Here is a 15,015-nt window from a genome sequence, read left to right as displayed (position 1 = left end):
CAATCTTGTCGCCAAAACTGAAGGATTCGCCAAACTCAAACCTCACTGATTGCGATATCTGATTGCAGAAAACGACATAACCCACCTGAAACCGGCTGCGGGCATTCGCTACAAAGAAGAAAGGTTGGGTCTACCGTAAACCTATGACAGAACTGTTTAACGAGAAATCAGCATGTATGTTGCTCCCGATATTCGAGAGGGGTCGAACTGGGCAACGTTGCCGATCATGAGACCTTGATCCAATGAAGCGTCATATGCTCCTCTGATTGCGGAATGAATGGCTGTGATCGCTACTGTCGCATGAGCGAGCGCTTGAACGGCGACCGGATTTTTTAGTAACGCGCTGTCAACAAATACTGAATAATCTTCGAAAAACTCAAGGCGTCAGGGAAGTTCGGCCCTTGTCCTGCAAAATCCAACACTCTGATCCTTCAAAAACCACGGCGGTCAACGATCTGCAATAACCTGCTCCGGTGTCGATGTTTATACGGTTTCCGTGGTGTTCCGGTTTAGCGACGTGGGTATGGCCGTGAACAACCAGCCACGGGTATGGGTCTACGCAGTTCAGAAACTCTTCTCGAATCCAGATCAGGTCATCCTGATCCTGTCGATCTAAAGGAATGCCGGGCCGTATACCTGCATGAACAAACAACAGGTTTTCGTTCAGATGGTAGGGGACCAGCCCTGCCAGAAAATCGATATGTGCCTGCGGAACAGCGGCCTTGGCTTTGTCGTGGACCTGATAGGTTCGATCCCCTTCACTCACCTCAACGCCATAGGATTTCAGCGTTTCAACACCACCTATTCGGGGATGCAGCCAATGATACCCGACCAACAAACGCGCATCATTGCGCGGATAGTTCTCAAGAAACATTGCGCACATCTGGTCGTGGTTGCCGCGCAGGAATGTCCAGTTTCTACCTTCGGATTGCCCTTTTGTCAGAAGATCCAGAACCTCGCGACTGTGCGCGCCGCGATCCGTGTAGTCACCGATAAAAACGATTTGGGCATCAGGCCCGCCGTCTTTTTCTATGCGGGCCAGAGTGTCCTCTAACATGTGCAACTGACCGTGGATGTCGCCTATGGCGTAGATGGGATCAGACATTTTTTGGTGCTTTTATTCAGACCAATTGATGCGGAACTCTTCGCGAAAGGCGAAACGCACCAGATGAGCTTCGATTACATCTTTCCAACGCGCCAAATCGCCTCGCGGACCAGTCACTGCGGTGAGAGTCAGGGTGGTATCGTCCGCTTCGAGGATCACACTGTCTCCATCTGCAAAGATCACGCTGCCCTGCTTTTCATCAAAACTGGCCTCGGCCTTGTGCGACCAGTGCTTGCAGAGCTGCTGCAGGTATTTGCTGGCTGCAGCGGTTTGGGCCGCGCCCGAGGCGATCTGATCCGGCAACAGGCTCAGCCCTGCTTTCGCAGCATTGCGCATTGCTGTTGCAAACAGTGTAACGTCAATACTCGTGGCCACAAAGCTGGCCCCCAAGTCCAGACATTTGCGCTGCATCACCGGATCAAGGGTCAGTATACCCGCCGCCTTGCCCGAAGCCACGATGCGGGTCAGCGCGTCCAACACGGCCTCAACAACATCGGGGTGGCCAGCATTGCCGATATGGCCCATGTCGGCGGCCAGATCGGAGGGGCCGATAAACACCCCATCCACATCGGTCGCCAGAATATCGTCCAGCGCCGCCAGACCATTTTGGTTTTCCACCTGCACCAGCAGGCAAATCTGTTCGTCCGCTGTCTTTAGATAGTCCGGGATTGCGGCAAACCGCGAGGCCCGCGCCAGCGCCGAGCCCACGCCCCGCACTCCGTGCGGCGGGTATTGCACCGCCCGCACCAGTTCACGAGCCTGATCGCCACTTTCGACCATGGGCACCAGAAGGTTTTGCACTCCGGCGTCCAGATATTGCTTGATCATCCAGGTCTCGCCAATCGGCAGGCGCGCAACAGGTGTGCTGCCCGATCCTTCGATCACCTGCACTTGTTCAAGGAGCGAGCGCAGATCGTTCGGCGCGTGTTCACCGTCGACCAATAGCCAGTCGAACTGCGCGGTTGCTGCTATCTCGGCCGTATAGGCGTTGGCCATCCCAACCCAACAACCGATCTGGGGCCGCCCGGCCTTGAGAGCGGCTTTGAACGTGTTCTTCGGCGCAGGCATGTGCAGCGTTCCTTTCAGGCAAATTTGATTTCGACCGAGCCAAACGGCCCGAAGTCGGCATGGATTTCAGTGCCGGGTGGGCATTCGACCGGGCGGATAAAGCTGCCAGACAAGATGACCTGACCGGAATCGATACTTTGGCCGTATTGCGCCATGCGGCGAGCCAACCAAACGACGCTTTCGACCGGGTCGTTCAAAACGCCTGCACCCAGACCGGTTTCCTCGATCTCGCCATTGCGGAAGGTCAACGCACCGACCCAACGCAGATCAAAAGCATCCACAGAGTGCCGTTCCGCGCCCAGCACAAGGCCTGCATTGGCCGCGTTGTCGCTGATCGTATCGAACACCGTGCGTGCTTTGCCAGATTGGGGATCGACCCGTTGAATACGGGTGTCGAGGATTTCGATCGAGGGGGCGACGTAATCCGTTGCGGCGATGATCTCGTCGCGGGTGACGTTTTCGCCGCCAACTGCGGATTTCATGACAAAGGCAATCTCAGCTTCGATCCGCGGCTGGATGAAGCGGCCAGCCGGGACAATTCCGCCATTGTCAAAAGCCATGTCGTCGAACAGGATGCCACTGTCGGGAATGTCGATGTTCAACGCATATTGCATGGCCTTCGAGGTCAGACCGATCTTCCAGCCAATTACCTTGCGCCCTTCTGCCAATCTCTGACGATAGATGGCGTTTTGCACCTCATAGGCGTCATCCATCCCCATCTCGGGGTGGCGCAGAGTCAAAAGGCCGATCTGCTCACGAGTACGCTCTGCCTGCAGCAGATCAGCAGCTGCGCGGTTGTGATCCTCGGGGGTCATACCTGTTCGTCCTCGACAGTGTTGCGCAGCGTGCCGATACCTTCGACCGACACCTCGACCACGTCGCCCGGGGCCAGGTATTTCGGAGGATCGAACCGGGCTCCTGCCCCGGTAGGCGTTCCGGTGACGATGATATCGCCCGGCTGCAGGGTCATGAAGGTCGAGATGTATTCGATCTCGCGCCGGATCGGGAACATCATGCGGTTCAGGGTGTCGTCCTGGCGCAGTTCGCCATTCACGTGGGTCTGGATGCGGGCGTCATCCAGTTGCGCCGCATCGGTGAACGGCACCAGCCACGGGCCGATTGCCCCCGAGTTATCCCAGTTCTTGCCCTGGGTGACGTTAAACTTCGCATGCCGGACCCAATCGCGGATCGTGCCTTCGTTGCACAGGGTCAGGGCCGCGATGTGGCCATAGGCGTCGTCCTGTGAAATCCGACGCCCGGTTTTGCCGATTACGATGGCCACTTCGCCTTCGTAATCCAGCGTGTGGTTTTCCGGCGGACGGATCAGCGGGCGGTCATGGCCGGTGAATCCGCTGGCAAAGCGCGGGAACAGCGACATGTATTTGGGCTGCGCGCTGCCATCCTTGTATTCCGCATTGCGATCGGGAAAGTTCACCCCAACGCAGAGGATGCGGCGGGCATCGGGCATGACCATCTCATAGGTGAGGTCTTTGTGCGTCACCTCTCGGCCCTCGGCAGCCGCGGCCAATTGATCGAACATTCCGGCGGCGATCACCTGGTGCAGGCTGCCGTGATCGGGAAAGGCGTCATTCAGCGCGATCGCGCCTTCATCGGTGATTGCGCCAAAATAGGTTGCGCCATCGGCGGTGTAGGTTGCAAAGCGCATTAGGCCTCCTCGGCGGCATCGATGCCACCCATGCAGATGTATTTGAGTTCCATGAAGTCATCGAGCCCATAGCGGGACCCTTCGCGCCCCAGCCCCGACATCTTGACGCCGCCGAAAGGCGCTTCGGCCGTCGAGATCAGCCCGGTATTTACGCCAACCATCCCGTATTCCAGCGCCTCGGACACACGCCAGACACGAGCCAAATCCCGGGAGTAGAAATACGAGGCCAGGCCAAACTCGGTGTCATTGGCGGCAGCCACGACCTCGTTTTCGCTGTCGAACCTGAACAAGGGCGCGACAGGGCCAAAGGTCTCCTCGGTCGCCACTGCCATGTCCGAGGTCACACCGGTCAGGATGGTGGGCTCAAAGAAGGTGCCGCCAAGCGCGTGGGGTTTGCCCCCAAGCGCAACCCTGGCACCTTTGGAAGTTGCGTCGCCGACATGTTCGGCCACCTTGTCCACGGCGGCCCGGTCGATCAGCGGGCCAAAAATGACGCCCTCGTCAAACCCGTTGCCGGTCGGCAGGGTCGCTATCCTGGCAGCCAGTTTTTCGGCAAAGGCATCATAAACACCGGCCTGCACATAGACGCGGTTGGCACAGACACAGGTTTGGCCGTTGTTGCGGAACTTGGCGATCACGGCCCCTTCGACGGCAGCATCCAGATCGGCATCGTCGAACACGATGAATGGCGCATTGCCGCCCAGTTCCAAACCCAGTTTCTTGATGGTCGGGGCGCATTGGGCGTAAAGCATCGCGCCAATCTCTGTCGAGCCGGTGAAGGTCAGTTTTTGCACGATCGGGCTCGAGGTCATCTCACCCCCGATGTCGCGCGCCGAGCCGGTAATGACCGAGAACAGACCGGCCGGCAGCCCCGCACGTTCGGCCAGAACAGCCAGCGCAATGGCAGAAAACGGCGTTTGGCTGGCGGGTTTCAGCACCATCGAACAGCCCGCAGCAAAGGCCGGACCGGCCTTGCGGGTGATCATGGCGTTGGGAAAATTCCAGGGTGTGATCGCGGCCACCACGCCGATAGGCTGCTTGACGGTAATGATCCGTTTATCCGGCGCATGACCGGGCGTGACATCGCCGTAAGCACGACGCGCTTCTTCGGCGAACCATTCGATGAAACTGGCACCATAGGCGATCTCGCCCTTCGCCTCAGTCAGCGGCTTGCCCTGTTCGGCGGTCAGGATGGCGCCCAGATCGTCCTGATTTTCCATCATCAGATCGTACCACCGTCGCAGAATCTGGCTGCGGTCTTTCGCAGTGCGTTTGGCCCAGACTTTCTGGGCGCGCTGCGCATCGGCAATCGCCTCGGCAGTTTCCGCAGCACCCAGACTGGGGACCCGTCCGATCAGCTCACCTGTTGCCGGGTTGGTAACATCTATCGCGTTCGCAACCCCGGACGCACCCACCCATCTGGACCCGACCAGCGCCTTTTCGGCAAGCAGAGTAGGATCGTTGAGACGTAGTTCAGTCATTCGAATTTCCCTGTGATTCTGGCCTTAAACCGAGAAGCTGATATTGGCCTGCCCCGTTCCCGAACTTCCGAAATACGGGGTGTAGATGTCGATCTCGCCCTTGTAGCTGCCCCAACCAAGGGCCCCGAACAGCAGCGCAGTGTCGTTCATCGCGCATTCACCCGCGCATTTCTTGGCGTAGTCAGGCAGAAGTTCGAGAAATTCCTCAAACCGCCCTTGTTCCCACAGATCCAGCACGCGCATGTCCATCTGGCGGTTGAACTCTCCGTTCACCGTATTCAGACCATCGACCGAACGTTCATTGGGTGTGAAATCATGACTCAGCGAACCCGAGGCCAGGATCGAGACATTCCGGTCAGAGCGCCGGATTCCCTCAGCAATGGCCTCACCCCAGACCCTGTTTTCGGCGATCGACGAGAATTGGTTGACGGCCACAGGCAGAACCCGTGCGTTTACGCCTTCATTGATGAAATACATCGGCAGCAGCGTGCCATATTCCATCCCCATATCGGGATGAGAATGTCCCAGCGCCCGTTCGCCACGCTCACGCAAAACATCGAGGATGGCTTCTCCCAGCTCGTGGTCCCCGCGATAGTCGAACTCCATATCCGCCAGCATGTGCGGCAGTTCGTGGCTGATGAAACGGCCCTTGTGATGCTCTTTCGTGTTCAGGTGAAACCCCTGATTGGTGATCCAGTGGGTGTCGAAAACGACGAAGGTATCGACCTTGCGGTCGATCGCATCCTGACGAAGGCGCGCATAACCATCAATGGCAGGCTGGCGGATGCCCTTGTATTTCGGCATCGTGTGGGACATCCAGATACTTGGCACATGCGTAATCTTCGCGGCCTGTACAATCTTTCCCATGATCGTCTCCTCTCCAAAATAGGTTACGCGCCTGTCGGCCGGTTCAGTTCACCGGGAAGATCACATTTGTTTGCCCGGTCCCGGATGACGGGAAATACTCGGTGACGACCTCGCATTTCGCATCGTAGGCGTCCCATCCCAGCGCACCATAAAGCATGGCGGTGTCATGCATCGACCCTTCGCCACAGCAGAAATTGGCATATTCCCCCAGCATTTTCAGGAATGTGGCGTGATCTCCGGCTTGCCACATGTCCAGAACATGCAGATCCACCTGGCGGTTGAATTCCGAACTGATGGTGAATGTACCATTGTTTGCGGCATAATCCTTGTTCGGCCAGATCTTGTGGCTCAGTGATCCGGACGCGACCAGCAGAACCTTGCTGTCGCTGGCCTTCACCGCCTCGCGGATGGCCTCGCCAACAAGGCGGCTTTCGTCGTGGCTGTGAACGGTACACCAGGCGGCAATCGACACCACTTTGAAGTCCGCCTCGCGGCTCATGAAGCGCATCGGAACAAGGGTGCCGTATTCCAGTTCAAGGCTGTCCACCTGATGGCTGAGCGTATGCACGCCCTTTTTCGTGGCAATGTCGGCAATGGCATCCCCAAGCGCCGGATCGCCATCATATTTATAAGGCAGGTCCTTGATGAATTGCGGGAACTCATTCGAGGTGAAAAGACCTTCGAAATGCTTGTTCGCATTGATGTGGAAACCCGCGTTGACAACCCAGTGCGTGTCACAGATCACCACCGTATCGGCACCCAGTTCCCTTGCGCGCCTTGCGATCTCCCTATGCCCATCAATCGCGCCTTGGCGCGCGCCTTTGACCGGGCCTTCCTGCTCGGACATCAGCATTGTCGGCACATGGGTCATTTTGGCTGCGAGAACGATTTCTCCCATTTTCTCCTCCTGGAGGTTGAGGTGAGCGCGTTTCCAGAACTTGTAAGGGCAGGCTGTTACAGCTTGCCCAACTGCATGATCATGTGCTGACCGGTGGCAAAGCCGACGTGTTTTTGTTCCATATAGAACTCGAACGACCAGTCGCCGCCGTCCCGGCCGATGCCTGATGCTTTTACACCGCCGAATGGCGTGGGCAGATGGCGGACGTTTTCCGAGTTCACCCAGATCATTCCGGCCTCAAGCTTGTCGGTAAAGCGCAGCGCCCGTGTCAGGTCATTGGTCCAGACATAGCCGGTCAATCCATAAGGCGTGTCATTGGCGATCTGCAGCGCTTCTTCTTCGGTCGAGAATGGGATCGAGGTCAGGACCGGGCCAAAGATCTCTTCACGCGCGATGCGCATCTGGTTGTTGGCGTTAGTGAACAGTGTCGGACGGATGAAGTATCCCTCATCACCCAGTTTCACACCACCGGCTGCAACAGTCGCGCCGTCCTCTTTGGCGATGCCGAAATAGCTGGTGACCTTGTTGTAATGCTCTTCGGTTACCAGCGGGCCGATTTCGGTCGCCGGGTCCAGAGGGTGGCCAACCTTGATGTTGTTGACGCGTTCGATCAGCTTGGCCTCGAACTCTTCCTTTATGCTGTCCTGCACCAGTAGGCGCGAGGACGAGGTGCAGCGCTCGCCGTTGATCGAGTAGATCATGAAGATCACTGCATCCAGCGCGCGGTCCAGATCGGCGTCATCGAACACGATGACCGGGTTTTTGCCACCCAGTTCCAAGTGCATCCGCTTCAACGTGTCCGCACCCTGCTTGGTGATGATGCTACCGGTGCGGCTTTCGCCGACAAACGCGATGGCCTTGATCAGCGGATGCTCAGTCAGCGCCTTGCCCGCATCCGGGCCAAAGCCGTTTACAGTGTTCAGCACACCCTTGGGCAGACCGGCCTCTTCGGCGATTTCGACCAAAAGGCGTGCTGACAAGGGCGAGTCTTCGGCCGGTTTATGGACCACCGTACAGCCTGCGGCCAAAGCGGGTGCTATCTTCCAGGTCGACAGCATGAACGGCGTGTTCCACGGGGTGATCACGCCGACCGGCCCGATCGGCACTCGTGTGGTGATATTCATAAGAGTCGGCGATTTCAGATGCTGACCGTCCCGCGCCTGCACCACCTGATCCGCAAAAAAGCGGAAGTTCTCAGCCCCACGCAGGGCCGCCTTGGACATAAAGCGCAGGGTCTGACCCGTGTCCCAGCATTCGCACAGCGCAATTTCCTCGGCGCGCGCTTCTATCGCATCGGCCACGTTCAATAAAATGCGGCGGCGCTCGGTGGCGGGCATGTCGAGCCATTCGGCAAAGGCCGCATTGGCCGCTTTAGCTGCGGTGTCGATGTCATCCGCCGTGCCGTGGGCAACGTCGCAGATCACCGACTTGTCGACCGGTGAGGTAGTTTGAAACACACCGCCAGACCCGGCAACGTCTTCGCCCCCGATACGGTTCTTGATGCCCGTCTTTTCAAACCGCGCCAGAAATCCCGCCAGTTTCTCGATGTTTGTGTCCAGTGCGCTCATGGTTCAGGTCTCCTGCGTGGACGCGCCAAGGTGATCGCGGATTGTACCGGTCTTGGGCGAAAGCTTCGGGTCGATGTCACGCATCTCAAGCGAGAGTGCGATGGAATACTGCGAGAAGGCGGGGGCCAGATAAACTCTGACCGCCTCGAAAATCCGCTGCGTGGCATCCTGCTTGACGTCGTCGGGCCGACCTGCGCGCAGACGGACCGAGATATCGATGAAGCCGTGCGCCGGGTTGCCGTCTGCAATGGCATAGTGATCAACCCGTACGGCACGAACACGAATGCCTGGCATCGGAAAGCTGTCGATTTCAGCAGCCGTTGCTCGTATACACTCGCACAGGCCGCCCATGTCGACGCTATCCTCCAGATTTCCGGAATATTCGACGTGAAAATGTGGCATGTGCTCGCTCCCATTAATTAACATGTTTAGTATTTTGCGGCCACGCTGTCAAGAACTTGTCTTGTTAATCTTTGCAATTTCAGAATTGGCGCTTTAGAAGGCGGCATGAGCACGCAAAGCCACACAAAAAGTACAGCCCGATCCCTTCCGATTGCACTGTTACGCGCGCGGGAAACCGTTATGGCACCAATCCGGGACATGCTTCACGACATACAACTAACCGAACAAAAGTGGCGTATCCTGAGGGTTTTGGACGAGCTGGGCGAAGTCGAGCAAAGCACGATCGCCCACGAAGCCTGCCTGCTGCTGCCAAGCCTCACCCGTATTCTGCGCACGATGGAGGCCGAGGGCCAAATCACCCGCCGACAGGACAACGAGGACAAGCGACGCACCATGGTTTGTATCACCGATGCGGGCCGCTCGGTTCTGGAAAACAACCTCGCCACGTCGCTGGCGATCTCCAGCAATATCGAGGCCCAGATGGGCCGCGAGAAACTGGATCAATTGCTGGACCTGCTTGAAGAGTTGCAGGCGGTCAAAGTTTGAATCGGCTTCCGGCTCACTGAAGGATCGGATGCGGCCCTGCCCGTTGCGGACAGGGCCACTTGCACGGTCACAGAGTGGCGAGACCCGTATCCAATGCCGACAGGATCTTGGCCACATCATCGGACGTGATGATCAGGGGCGGAGACAGGATGATGTTGTTCCCGGACACGCGCACCATCACACCGTCTTCGTAAGCCGCTTTCTGAACCTGCAGCGGCAGGTGCTTGGCTATAGGTGCCTTGGTCGCACGGTCTGAGACCAGCTCCAGCGCACACATCAACCCCTCGCCTCCGCGCACATCTCCGATCACGTCGTATTTCTCAGCCAGCTTTTGCAGCCCGGCAAACAACTCATCCCCGCGCGCGGCGGCGTTTTCCCAAAGGCGCAGACGCTTGATCTCGGATAGTGCGGCCAGGGCCGCCGCTGCACCGACCGGGTGACCGGAATAGGTATAGCCTTGATCCACCGACGCCTTGCCGGTTGTGTCACTTTCAAACACTTCGGCGACCGCCCCCGAGATCATCACCGCTCCAAAGGGGAAATAGCCATTGGTGATCGCCTTGGCCGTGGTCATGATATCGGGCTGCACACCCCAATGCCGCGCACCGCTTTCACTGCCAGTGCGACCAAAGGCTGTGATGATCTCGTCCGAGATCAGCAGAACACCGTGTTTCGAGCAGACCTCTCGCACCATGGGCATGAAGCTCTTGTGCGGCGGGATAACCCCCCCTGCCCCCAGAACCGGCTCCATGATAAAGGCGGCAACGGTATTTGCCCCCTGAAATGCAATCTCGGCCTCAAGCGCTTTGACGCAGAGCTGCGCCAGGCGTTCGGGATCGGTCTCATCAAACGGGTTGCGATAGGTCCAGGGGGCGGGCACATGAAAGCAACCTGGCATCATCGGCTCATAAATCGCGCGAAACTTTTGATTTCCGTTGACCGAGGCCGCAGCGAAATGGGTGCCATGATAACCCTGCTTCAGGCTGATGAACTTGGTTCGCCCGGCCTCGCCGCGCACCTTGTGGTACTGCCGCGCCAGTTTCAGAGCTATTTCAACCGAATCCGAGCCACCCGAGGTAAAGAATGCACGAGTCAGGCCGTCGGGTTCGAAGAACTGCGCCAGTTCATAAGATAGCTCAATCGCCTTGTCGTTGCTGGTTCCGCGAAAGGTCGAATAGTAGGGCAGTGCATTCAGTTGATCGGCGATTGCCTGTTTCACCGGCTCACAGGAATAGCCCAGATTGACGTTCCAAAGCCCCCCGACCGCGTCCAGCGCCTTGTGACCATCGACATCAGTAATGCTGACACCTTCGCCGCCATTCAGAATGGTCGGCGGGTTCTTCTGACTGTCGGCGGGGTGCGCCATCGGGTGCCAGAAATAACGCGCGTTGTTTTCTTTCAGAAAGTTCGAGTCCTTCATGTCTCGGGTCTCCGGGGTTTGTGTCCACCCGCTCAAGGATGGAATTCGGTTGGAAAAGTGTCGGGGAGCTGACCGCCGAAGTTTGCGGTAAGGTCAGTTGTGAGAGCGTGCAGGGTAGTCAGTATTTCGGGCAACCGTTCGTCTCCGGCGCGACCTTCGGGAACGGCAATCGCTATGGTTCCCAGCGCCACCTGATCAATGCCGAATATAGGCGCCGCATAGCCATAGACACCATTCTCATAGCTTCCATTGCTGTTGGCCCAACCAGATTGGCTGATTGTCGCGATCCGCTCTTTAATCTCAGCCGGGTCAGTCAGCGTGGTTTCCGTGTATCGCGATTGCTTTTCCTGTCCGAGACGGTCCAGCAAAAAGGGCGGGCCAAAGCTGAGCATGCACAGGCCCGAAGCGGTCGCATTGATCGGAAGAAGCTCGCTGGGATCAAGGCTGACTCGAACGCTGTGTCGTGTCGTTTCAACCACCAGGGCGGTTTGCAGCGCATCCTTTTCCAGCAGTGAAAGGTGAAGGCTTTCTCCAACCTCCCGCATGGCGGCCTGCATTCTTTGACGGGCACTTTCTATCCCGGGACGGGCGATTTGACGCAACGCCGCCAGACGCAGCGCGGCGGGTCCGACCGCATAGGATTTGGTCATGGGGTTTTGCTCGATCAGCCCGTACTCTTCGAGCGCCCGCAGATGACGCAGCGCGGTGGCTTTGTTCAATCCGGACAACCGCGCAAACTGACTCAGCCCAATTTCTGGCCGGGCGTTTGAAAAGTAGTTGAGCATTTTCAGGGCGTTCAGGGCAGTACCCATATGATTCACATCCTCCCGTTAAGGTATTACTTGACAGAACTCACTTAACAAAGCAACATTATTATTGTTAACGCGGATCAAATAATGAACCACTGACGGGAGGTGTCAATGAAGAAAGTTCTAACAGCCGCAGCACTTGTTGTTTCTGCAACCGCCGCACTGGCCGAGTATCCGGAGAAGCCAGTCTCTTTTGTCGTTCCCTGGCCCCCGGGTGACCTGGAAGACGTGTTGACGCGTCTAATCGCGGACGAGTTCCAAGCTATGTACGACGTACCCGCCGCAGTCGTGAACAAGCCCGGCGGCGGTGGTGGCCCCTTCCCCGGCGCTGTCGAGGTCGCAACTGCTCCGGCAGATGGCTACACGATCGGCTCTTTCGTCATCGGTGTACCGGTCATAGGCCCGGAAATTGGCATTCCTGAACTCAACCCCAACCCATTCGAACCGATTGGCATCTTTCTGACCTACCCGTTCGTAATCGCCTCCAGCAAAGACGCGCCTTTCTCGACCTGGGAGGAACTGGTGGCACATGGTAAGGAAAACGACTTGGCGCTCGGTCACTTCGGCTCGGTTCTGCCGCCCACACAAGTGACCTTCGCGGCCGCAGTCAGCAGCGGCTTTGATTTCGCCAGCGAAGCTGCATTTGACGCGCTGGACTGCAACACCTTGGCTTCAGGCGACGTGGACGTGATCAACACGACGCTTCAGCTCGTACTTCCTTGCTTGGATCAGGTGAATGTTCTGGCAAGCATCGGCGGTGAGCGGATTTCGCTGGTCCCAGACACTCCGACCATTGTCGAGCTTAACCCCGAACTACCTTTGGCGCTGTGGAACGGGCTGTTTGTCCACAAAGACACTCCGGCAGAGGCGCGCGAAAAGATCACGGCGGCAGCGCAGAAAGCGCTGAACTCTGACAAGGCCAAGCAACTTGCCGCAGAAACCGGTGCGCTAATCTACTGGCAGGACCCGGATGCCTCGAAAGCGCAGATCGAACAGGACAAAGCCTCCTTCTCCAAAATCGAAGAGATTCTAGGCGAATAACGCGAAACTGGCCCGGCACATTAAAAAGTTGTCGGGCCTTTTTCTATCCAACAGGAGGCCAAAATGATCGCAAAGACATTGCAAGACATGTTCAAACGATACCGCCGACCCGGCGATGTTGTTTTTGCATTAGCTTTTCTGGTTTTTGCCGTTTTCCTTCTGACCCAAATGGGCGAACAGACCGAAGTTGTCAAACGCACCAAATGGTTTGCGCAACCCGGCTTCTGGCCGAAAGTCTCGCTTTGGGCAATGTTCCTGTTTGCCTTTCTGCACTGGCTCAGCTCGGCCATGTCAGACCGTATTCCGGGTCGCTGGCCCGAAGTCGCGTTCTGGTTTCGGTCCTTTGAATACGTTGCCTATTTTCTGATCTATGTCGCGGTTGTTCCGCTTTTGGGATACCTGCCGGCGTCCGTTTTATTCGCGGTTTTCCTTGCAGTTCGAACCGGGTTCCGAAGCGCCGGCGCCATTGGCCTTGCGGCGGCATTCGGTGTTGCGGTGACGGTCATCTTCCGTGCCTTTCTGCAGGTCAAAATTCCCGCAGGTGCCGTCTATGAGTACCTGCCGGATTCCGTGCGCGCCTTTGCGCTGACTTATCTCTGAGGTTCGCTATGGAAACGCTTCTGTCCGGTCTTTCTATTCTCACGCAATGGCAAGTGATCGTCGCCCTACTTATCGGCTCGATCGGTGGGGTCATCATCGGCGCGCTGCCTGGCGTGGGCGCTGCGGTGGCCATCGCCATCCTATTGCCAGCGACATTCGCCTTTGAACCCATTGTCGGTCTGACTCTGTTGCTGGGTATCTATGGCTCGTCCATGTACGGCGGCGCCATTCCGGCCATTCTGATCAACACGCCAGGCACGGCGGTAAACGCCTTGACCACCTATGACGGCTATCCGATGACCAAACGCGGACAGGGGCATCGCGCGTTGTCGCTTGCCTATTCTGCATCTTTCTTTGGTGGTGTTTTCGCGATTATCTGCCTGATGATCTTGTCGCCTGTTCTCGCATTGGTCGCACCTCATTTCGGCAGCCGTGAGATCTTTCTGGCAGCACTCTTGGGGATCATTCTGGTGATTCTGGCCCACCGCGGACAGATTTTTGCTGCCGGCATGCTGGCGGCCTTCGGGATCTTTCTGAACACCGTCGGGCTTGAGCCTGTCAAATACACCCGCCGCTTTACCTTTGACCAAAGCTGGCTGGCTTCGGGCGTCGATCTGATCGTGGTCGTTCTGGGTCTGTTTGCAATCAGTCAGGCGCTGCTGCTGTTGCTGGAAAAGAACCACGCACCGGGTGAAACGCATGTCAGCGGCAACATCTTTGCTGGCCTTAAGGAACTGCTGGGTATCAAACGTGTCGCCACCGTGTCTTCCAGTATCGGTGTATTCATGGGCATGGTGCCGGGCACGGGTGAGTTTACTTCGCAATTCCTGTCCTACACCTATGCGCAGAAGACCTCGAAAGACCCCGACAAATTCGGTGACGGCTCGCCCGAGGGGCTGGTCGCTTCCGAGGCCGCCAACAACGCTGTTCCCGGCGCGGCCATGATTCCGCTGCTGGCGCTGGGTATCCCGGGTGAGGCGCTGACTGCGATGATGTTGTCGGTGTTCTATGTGCACAACGTCATTCCCGGCCCGCAACTGTTTGAAAACCAGATGGACTTTGTGATGGCGCTTTACATGGCGCTGATCCTGCTGAACGTCATCGTTCTGGTCTTCCTATTGTTCTCGACCAACCTGCTGCTGAAAATCATCCAGATCCCAACCCGATTCCTGGGCATCATGATCCTGATTCTGGCCTTTGTGGGCGTCTATAGCTTGCGCAACTCAATCACCGACTGCGCCATTGCCGCCGGCTTTGGTGTGTTCGGCCTGATCCTCAAACGGCTGGACCTGCCGATTGTCCCGATCATCCTGGGCATGGTTCTGGGCGGCATCATGGAGGTCAAACTGCGCAGCGCCATGGCGCGGGTCAAATCCCCGCTCGATTTCGTCGACCGCCCGATTGCGGCAATTCTGACGGCGATGATCGTGCTGATCCTGCTGCTTCACTTTCGTACCCTGTATTACGAGTTCCGCAACAAGCTAAAACCCCAGCCAACAGCACAACCAGTCGATTCCGATCACCCCAATCAGCAAGGGTAACCC

At 57.4% G+C, this 15,015-nt stretch carries 15 protein-coding genes; 4 read left to right on the top strand and 11 right to left on the bottom strand.

What is annotated here, in order from left to right:
* Positions 1–376: 376 nt before the first annotated feature.
* Genes AC2FEE_RS23340 through AC2FEE_RS23300 form a run of 9 tightly spaced genes read right to left on the bottom strand, consistent with a single transcriptional unit; the run spans position 377 to position 9,055 of the window.
* Entirely contained in the window at positions 377–1,105 is a 729-nt protein-coding gene (locus AC2FEE_RS23340; protein ID WP_496867844.1) for a metallophosphoesterase family protein, read from the bottom strand.
* 12 nt (positions 1,106–1,117) lie between these two features.
* Entirely contained in the window at positions 1,118–2,173 is a 1,056-nt protein-coding gene (locus AC2FEE_RS23335; protein ID WP_496867843.1) for an aldolase/citrate lyase family protein, read from the bottom strand.
* 14 nt (positions 2,174–2,187) lie between these two features.
* A complete protein-coding gene (gene hpaH, locus AC2FEE_RS23330; RefSeq protein ID WP_496867842.1) occupies positions 2,188–2,988 on the bottom strand; it encodes a 2-oxo-hept-4-ene-1,7-dioate hydratase in 801 nt (266 codons plus the stop codon).
* Positions 2,985–3,839, bottom strand: coding sequence for a fumarylacetoacetate hydrolase family protein (locus AC2FEE_RS23325; RefSeq protein ID WP_496867841.1), 855 nt, complete (start codon positions 3,837–3,839; stop codon positions 2,985–2,987). The genes hpaH and AC2FEE_RS23325 overlap by 4 nt, the downstream gene beginning before the upstream one ends.
* Complete coding sequence (locus AC2FEE_RS23320; RefSeq protein WP_496867840.1) at positions 3,839–5,320, bottom strand: NAD-dependent succinate-semialdehyde dehydrogenase; 1,482 nt, start codon at positions 5,318–5,320, stop codon at positions 3,839–3,841. The genes AC2FEE_RS23325 and AC2FEE_RS23320 overlap by 1 nt, the downstream gene beginning before the upstream one ends.
* A gap of 24 nt (positions 5,321–5,344) precedes the next feature.
* Positions 5,345–6,187 carry a 3,4-dihydroxyphenylacetate 2,3-dioxygenase gene (gene hpaD, locus AC2FEE_RS23315; protein WP_496867839.1) on the bottom strand — a complete coding sequence of 281 codons (843 nt, stop codon included), beginning with the start codon at positions 6,185–6,187 and terminating at the stop codon, positions 5,345–5,347.
* A 43-nt stretch (positions 6,188–6,230) separates the two neighbouring features.
* Positions 6,231–7,085: a 3,4-dihydroxyphenylacetate 2,3-dioxygenase gene (hpaD, locus tag AC2FEE_RS23310; RefSeq protein WP_496867838.1), complete on the bottom strand. Its 855-nt coding sequence runs from the start codon at positions 7,083–7,085 to the stop codon at positions 6,231–6,233.
* Positions 7,086–7,141: 56 nt separating this feature from the next.
* Positions 7,142–8,653 carry a 5-carboxymethyl-2-hydroxymuconate semialdehyde dehydrogenase gene (gene hpaE / locus AC2FEE_RS23305; protein ID WP_496867837.1) on the bottom strand — a complete coding sequence of 504 codons (1,512 nt, stop codon included), beginning with the start codon at positions 8,651–8,653 and terminating at the stop codon, positions 7,142–7,144.
* A gap of 3 nt (positions 8,654–8,656) precedes the next feature.
* Positions 8,657–9,055 (bottom strand): 5-carboxymethyl-2-hydroxymuconate Delta-isomerase, encoded by a 399-nt coding sequence (locus AC2FEE_RS23300; protein WP_496867836.1) that lies wholly within the window; start codon positions 9,053–9,055, stop codon positions 8,657–8,659.
* Positions 9,056–9,160: 105 nt separating this feature from the next.
* On the opposite strand from AC2FEE_RS23300, the gene hpaR reads away from it, so the two are divergent.
* Complete coding sequence (gene hpaR / locus AC2FEE_RS23295; protein WP_496867835.1) at positions 9,161–9,601, top strand: homoprotocatechuate degradation operon regulator HpaR; 441 nt, start codon at positions 9,161–9,163, stop codon at positions 9,599–9,601.
* A gap of 67 nt (positions 9,602–9,668) precedes the next feature.
* On the opposite strand, the gene AC2FEE_RS23290 is transcribed toward hpaR, so the two are convergent.
* Both AC2FEE_RS23290 and AC2FEE_RS23285 read right to left on the bottom strand, forming a co-directional pair.
* A complete protein-coding gene (locus tag AC2FEE_RS23290) occupies positions 9,669–11,021 on the bottom strand; it encodes an aminotransferase class III-fold pyridoxal phosphate-dependent enzyme (RefSeq protein ID WP_496867834.1) in 1,353 nt (450 codons plus the stop codon).
* Between the two features lie 32 nt (positions 11,022–11,053).
* Positions 11,054–11,833 carry an IclR family transcriptional regulator gene (locus AC2FEE_RS23285; protein ID WP_496867833.1) on the bottom strand — a complete coding sequence of 260 codons (780 nt, stop codon included), beginning with the start codon at positions 11,831–11,833 and terminating at the stop codon, positions 11,054–11,056.
* A 108-nt stretch (positions 11,834–11,941) separates the two neighbouring features.
* On the opposite strand from AC2FEE_RS23285, the gene AC2FEE_RS23280 reads away from it, so the two are divergent.
* The 3 genes from AC2FEE_RS23280 (at position 11,942) to AC2FEE_RS23270 (ending at position 15,012) form a co-directional block, all read left to right on the top strand.
* The gene (locus AC2FEE_RS23280; protein ID WP_496867832.1) at positions 11,942–12,871 is read left to right on the top strand and encodes a tripartite tricarboxylate transporter substrate binding protein; all 930 of its coding nucleotides are present in this window, start codon (positions 11,942–11,944) and stop codon (positions 12,869–12,871) included.
* Between the two features lie 63 nt (positions 12,872–12,934).
* The gene (locus AC2FEE_RS23275) at positions 12,935–13,471 is read left to right on the top strand and encodes a tripartite tricarboxylate transporter TctB family protein (RefSeq protein WP_496867831.1); all 537 of its coding nucleotides are present in this window, start codon (positions 12,935–12,937) and stop codon (positions 13,469–13,471) included.
* A gap of 8 nt (positions 13,472–13,479) precedes the next feature.
* Positions 13,480–15,012, top strand: a complete 1,533-nt coding sequence (locus tag AC2FEE_RS23270) for a tripartite tricarboxylate transporter permease (RefSeq protein WP_496867830.1) — start codon at positions 13,480–13,482, stop codon at positions 15,010–15,012.
* The last annotated feature ends 3 nt before the right edge of the window (positions 15,013–15,015 follow it).

The sequence above is a fragment of the Ruegeria sp. YTSC199 genome (assembly GCF_059609725.1).
This window is presented reverse-complemented; position numbering and strand designations above follow the sequence as displayed.

What these genes read in the sequence shown, in the direction of transcription:
- AC2FEE_RS23340 (WP_496867844.1), bottom strand. Translation starts at nt 1,105, where the DNA reads ATGTCTGATCCCATCTACGCCATAGGCGACATCCACGGTCAGTTGCAC.
- AC2FEE_RS23335 (WP_496867843.1), bottom strand. Translation starts at nt 2,173, where the DNA reads ATGCCTGCGCCGAAGAACACGTTCAAAGCCGCTCTCAAGGCCGGGCGG.
- hpaH (WP_496867842.1), bottom strand. Translation starts at nt 2,988, where the DNA reads ATGACCCCCGAGGATCACAACCGCGCAGCTGCTGATCTGCTGCAGGCA.
- AC2FEE_RS23325 (WP_496867841.1), bottom strand. Translation starts at nt 3,839, where the DNA reads ATGCGCTTTGCAACCTACACCGCCGATGGCGCAACCTATTTTGGCGCA.
- AC2FEE_RS23320 (WP_496867840.1), bottom strand. Translation starts at nt 5,320, where the DNA reads ATGACTGAACTACGTCTCAACGATCCTACTCTGCTTGCCGAAAAGGCG.
- hpaD (WP_496867839.1), bottom strand. Translation starts at nt 6,187, where the DNA reads ATGGGAAAGATTGTACAGGCCGCGAAGATTACGCATGTGCCAAGTATC.
- hpaD (WP_496867838.1), bottom strand. Translation starts at nt 7,085, where the DNA reads ATGGGAGAAATCGTTCTCGCAGCCAAAATGACCCATGTGCCGACAATG.
- hpaE (WP_496867837.1), bottom strand. Translation starts at nt 8,653, where the DNA reads ATGAGCGCACTGGACACAAACATCGAGAAACTGGCGGGATTTCTGGCG.
- AC2FEE_RS23300 (WP_496867836.1), bottom strand. Translation starts at nt 9,055, where the DNA reads ATGCCACATTTTCACGTCGAATATTCCGGAAATCTGGAGGATAGCGTC.
- hpaR (WP_496867835.1), top strand. Translation starts at nt 9,161, where the DNA reads ATGAGCACGCAAAGCCACACAAAAAGTACAGCCCGATCCCTTCCGATT.
- AC2FEE_RS23290 (WP_496867834.1), bottom strand. Translation starts at nt 11,021, where the DNA reads ATGAAGGACTCGAACTTTCTGAAAGAAAACAACGCGCGTTATTTCTGG.
- AC2FEE_RS23285 (WP_496867833.1), bottom strand. Translation starts at nt 11,833, where the DNA reads ATGGGTACTGCCCTGAACGCCCTGAAAATGCTCAACTACTTTTCAAAC.
- AC2FEE_RS23280 (WP_496867832.1), top strand. Translation starts at nt 11,942, where the DNA reads ATGAAGAAAGTTCTAACAGCCGCAGCACTTGTTGTTTCTGCAACCGCC.
- AC2FEE_RS23275 (WP_496867831.1), top strand. Translation starts at nt 12,935, where the DNA reads ATGATCGCAAAGACATTGCAAGACATGTTCAAACGATACCGCCGACCC.
- AC2FEE_RS23270 (WP_496867830.1), top strand. Translation starts at nt 13,480, where the DNA reads ATGGAAACGCTTCTGTCCGGTCTTTCTATTCTCACGCAATGGCAAGTG.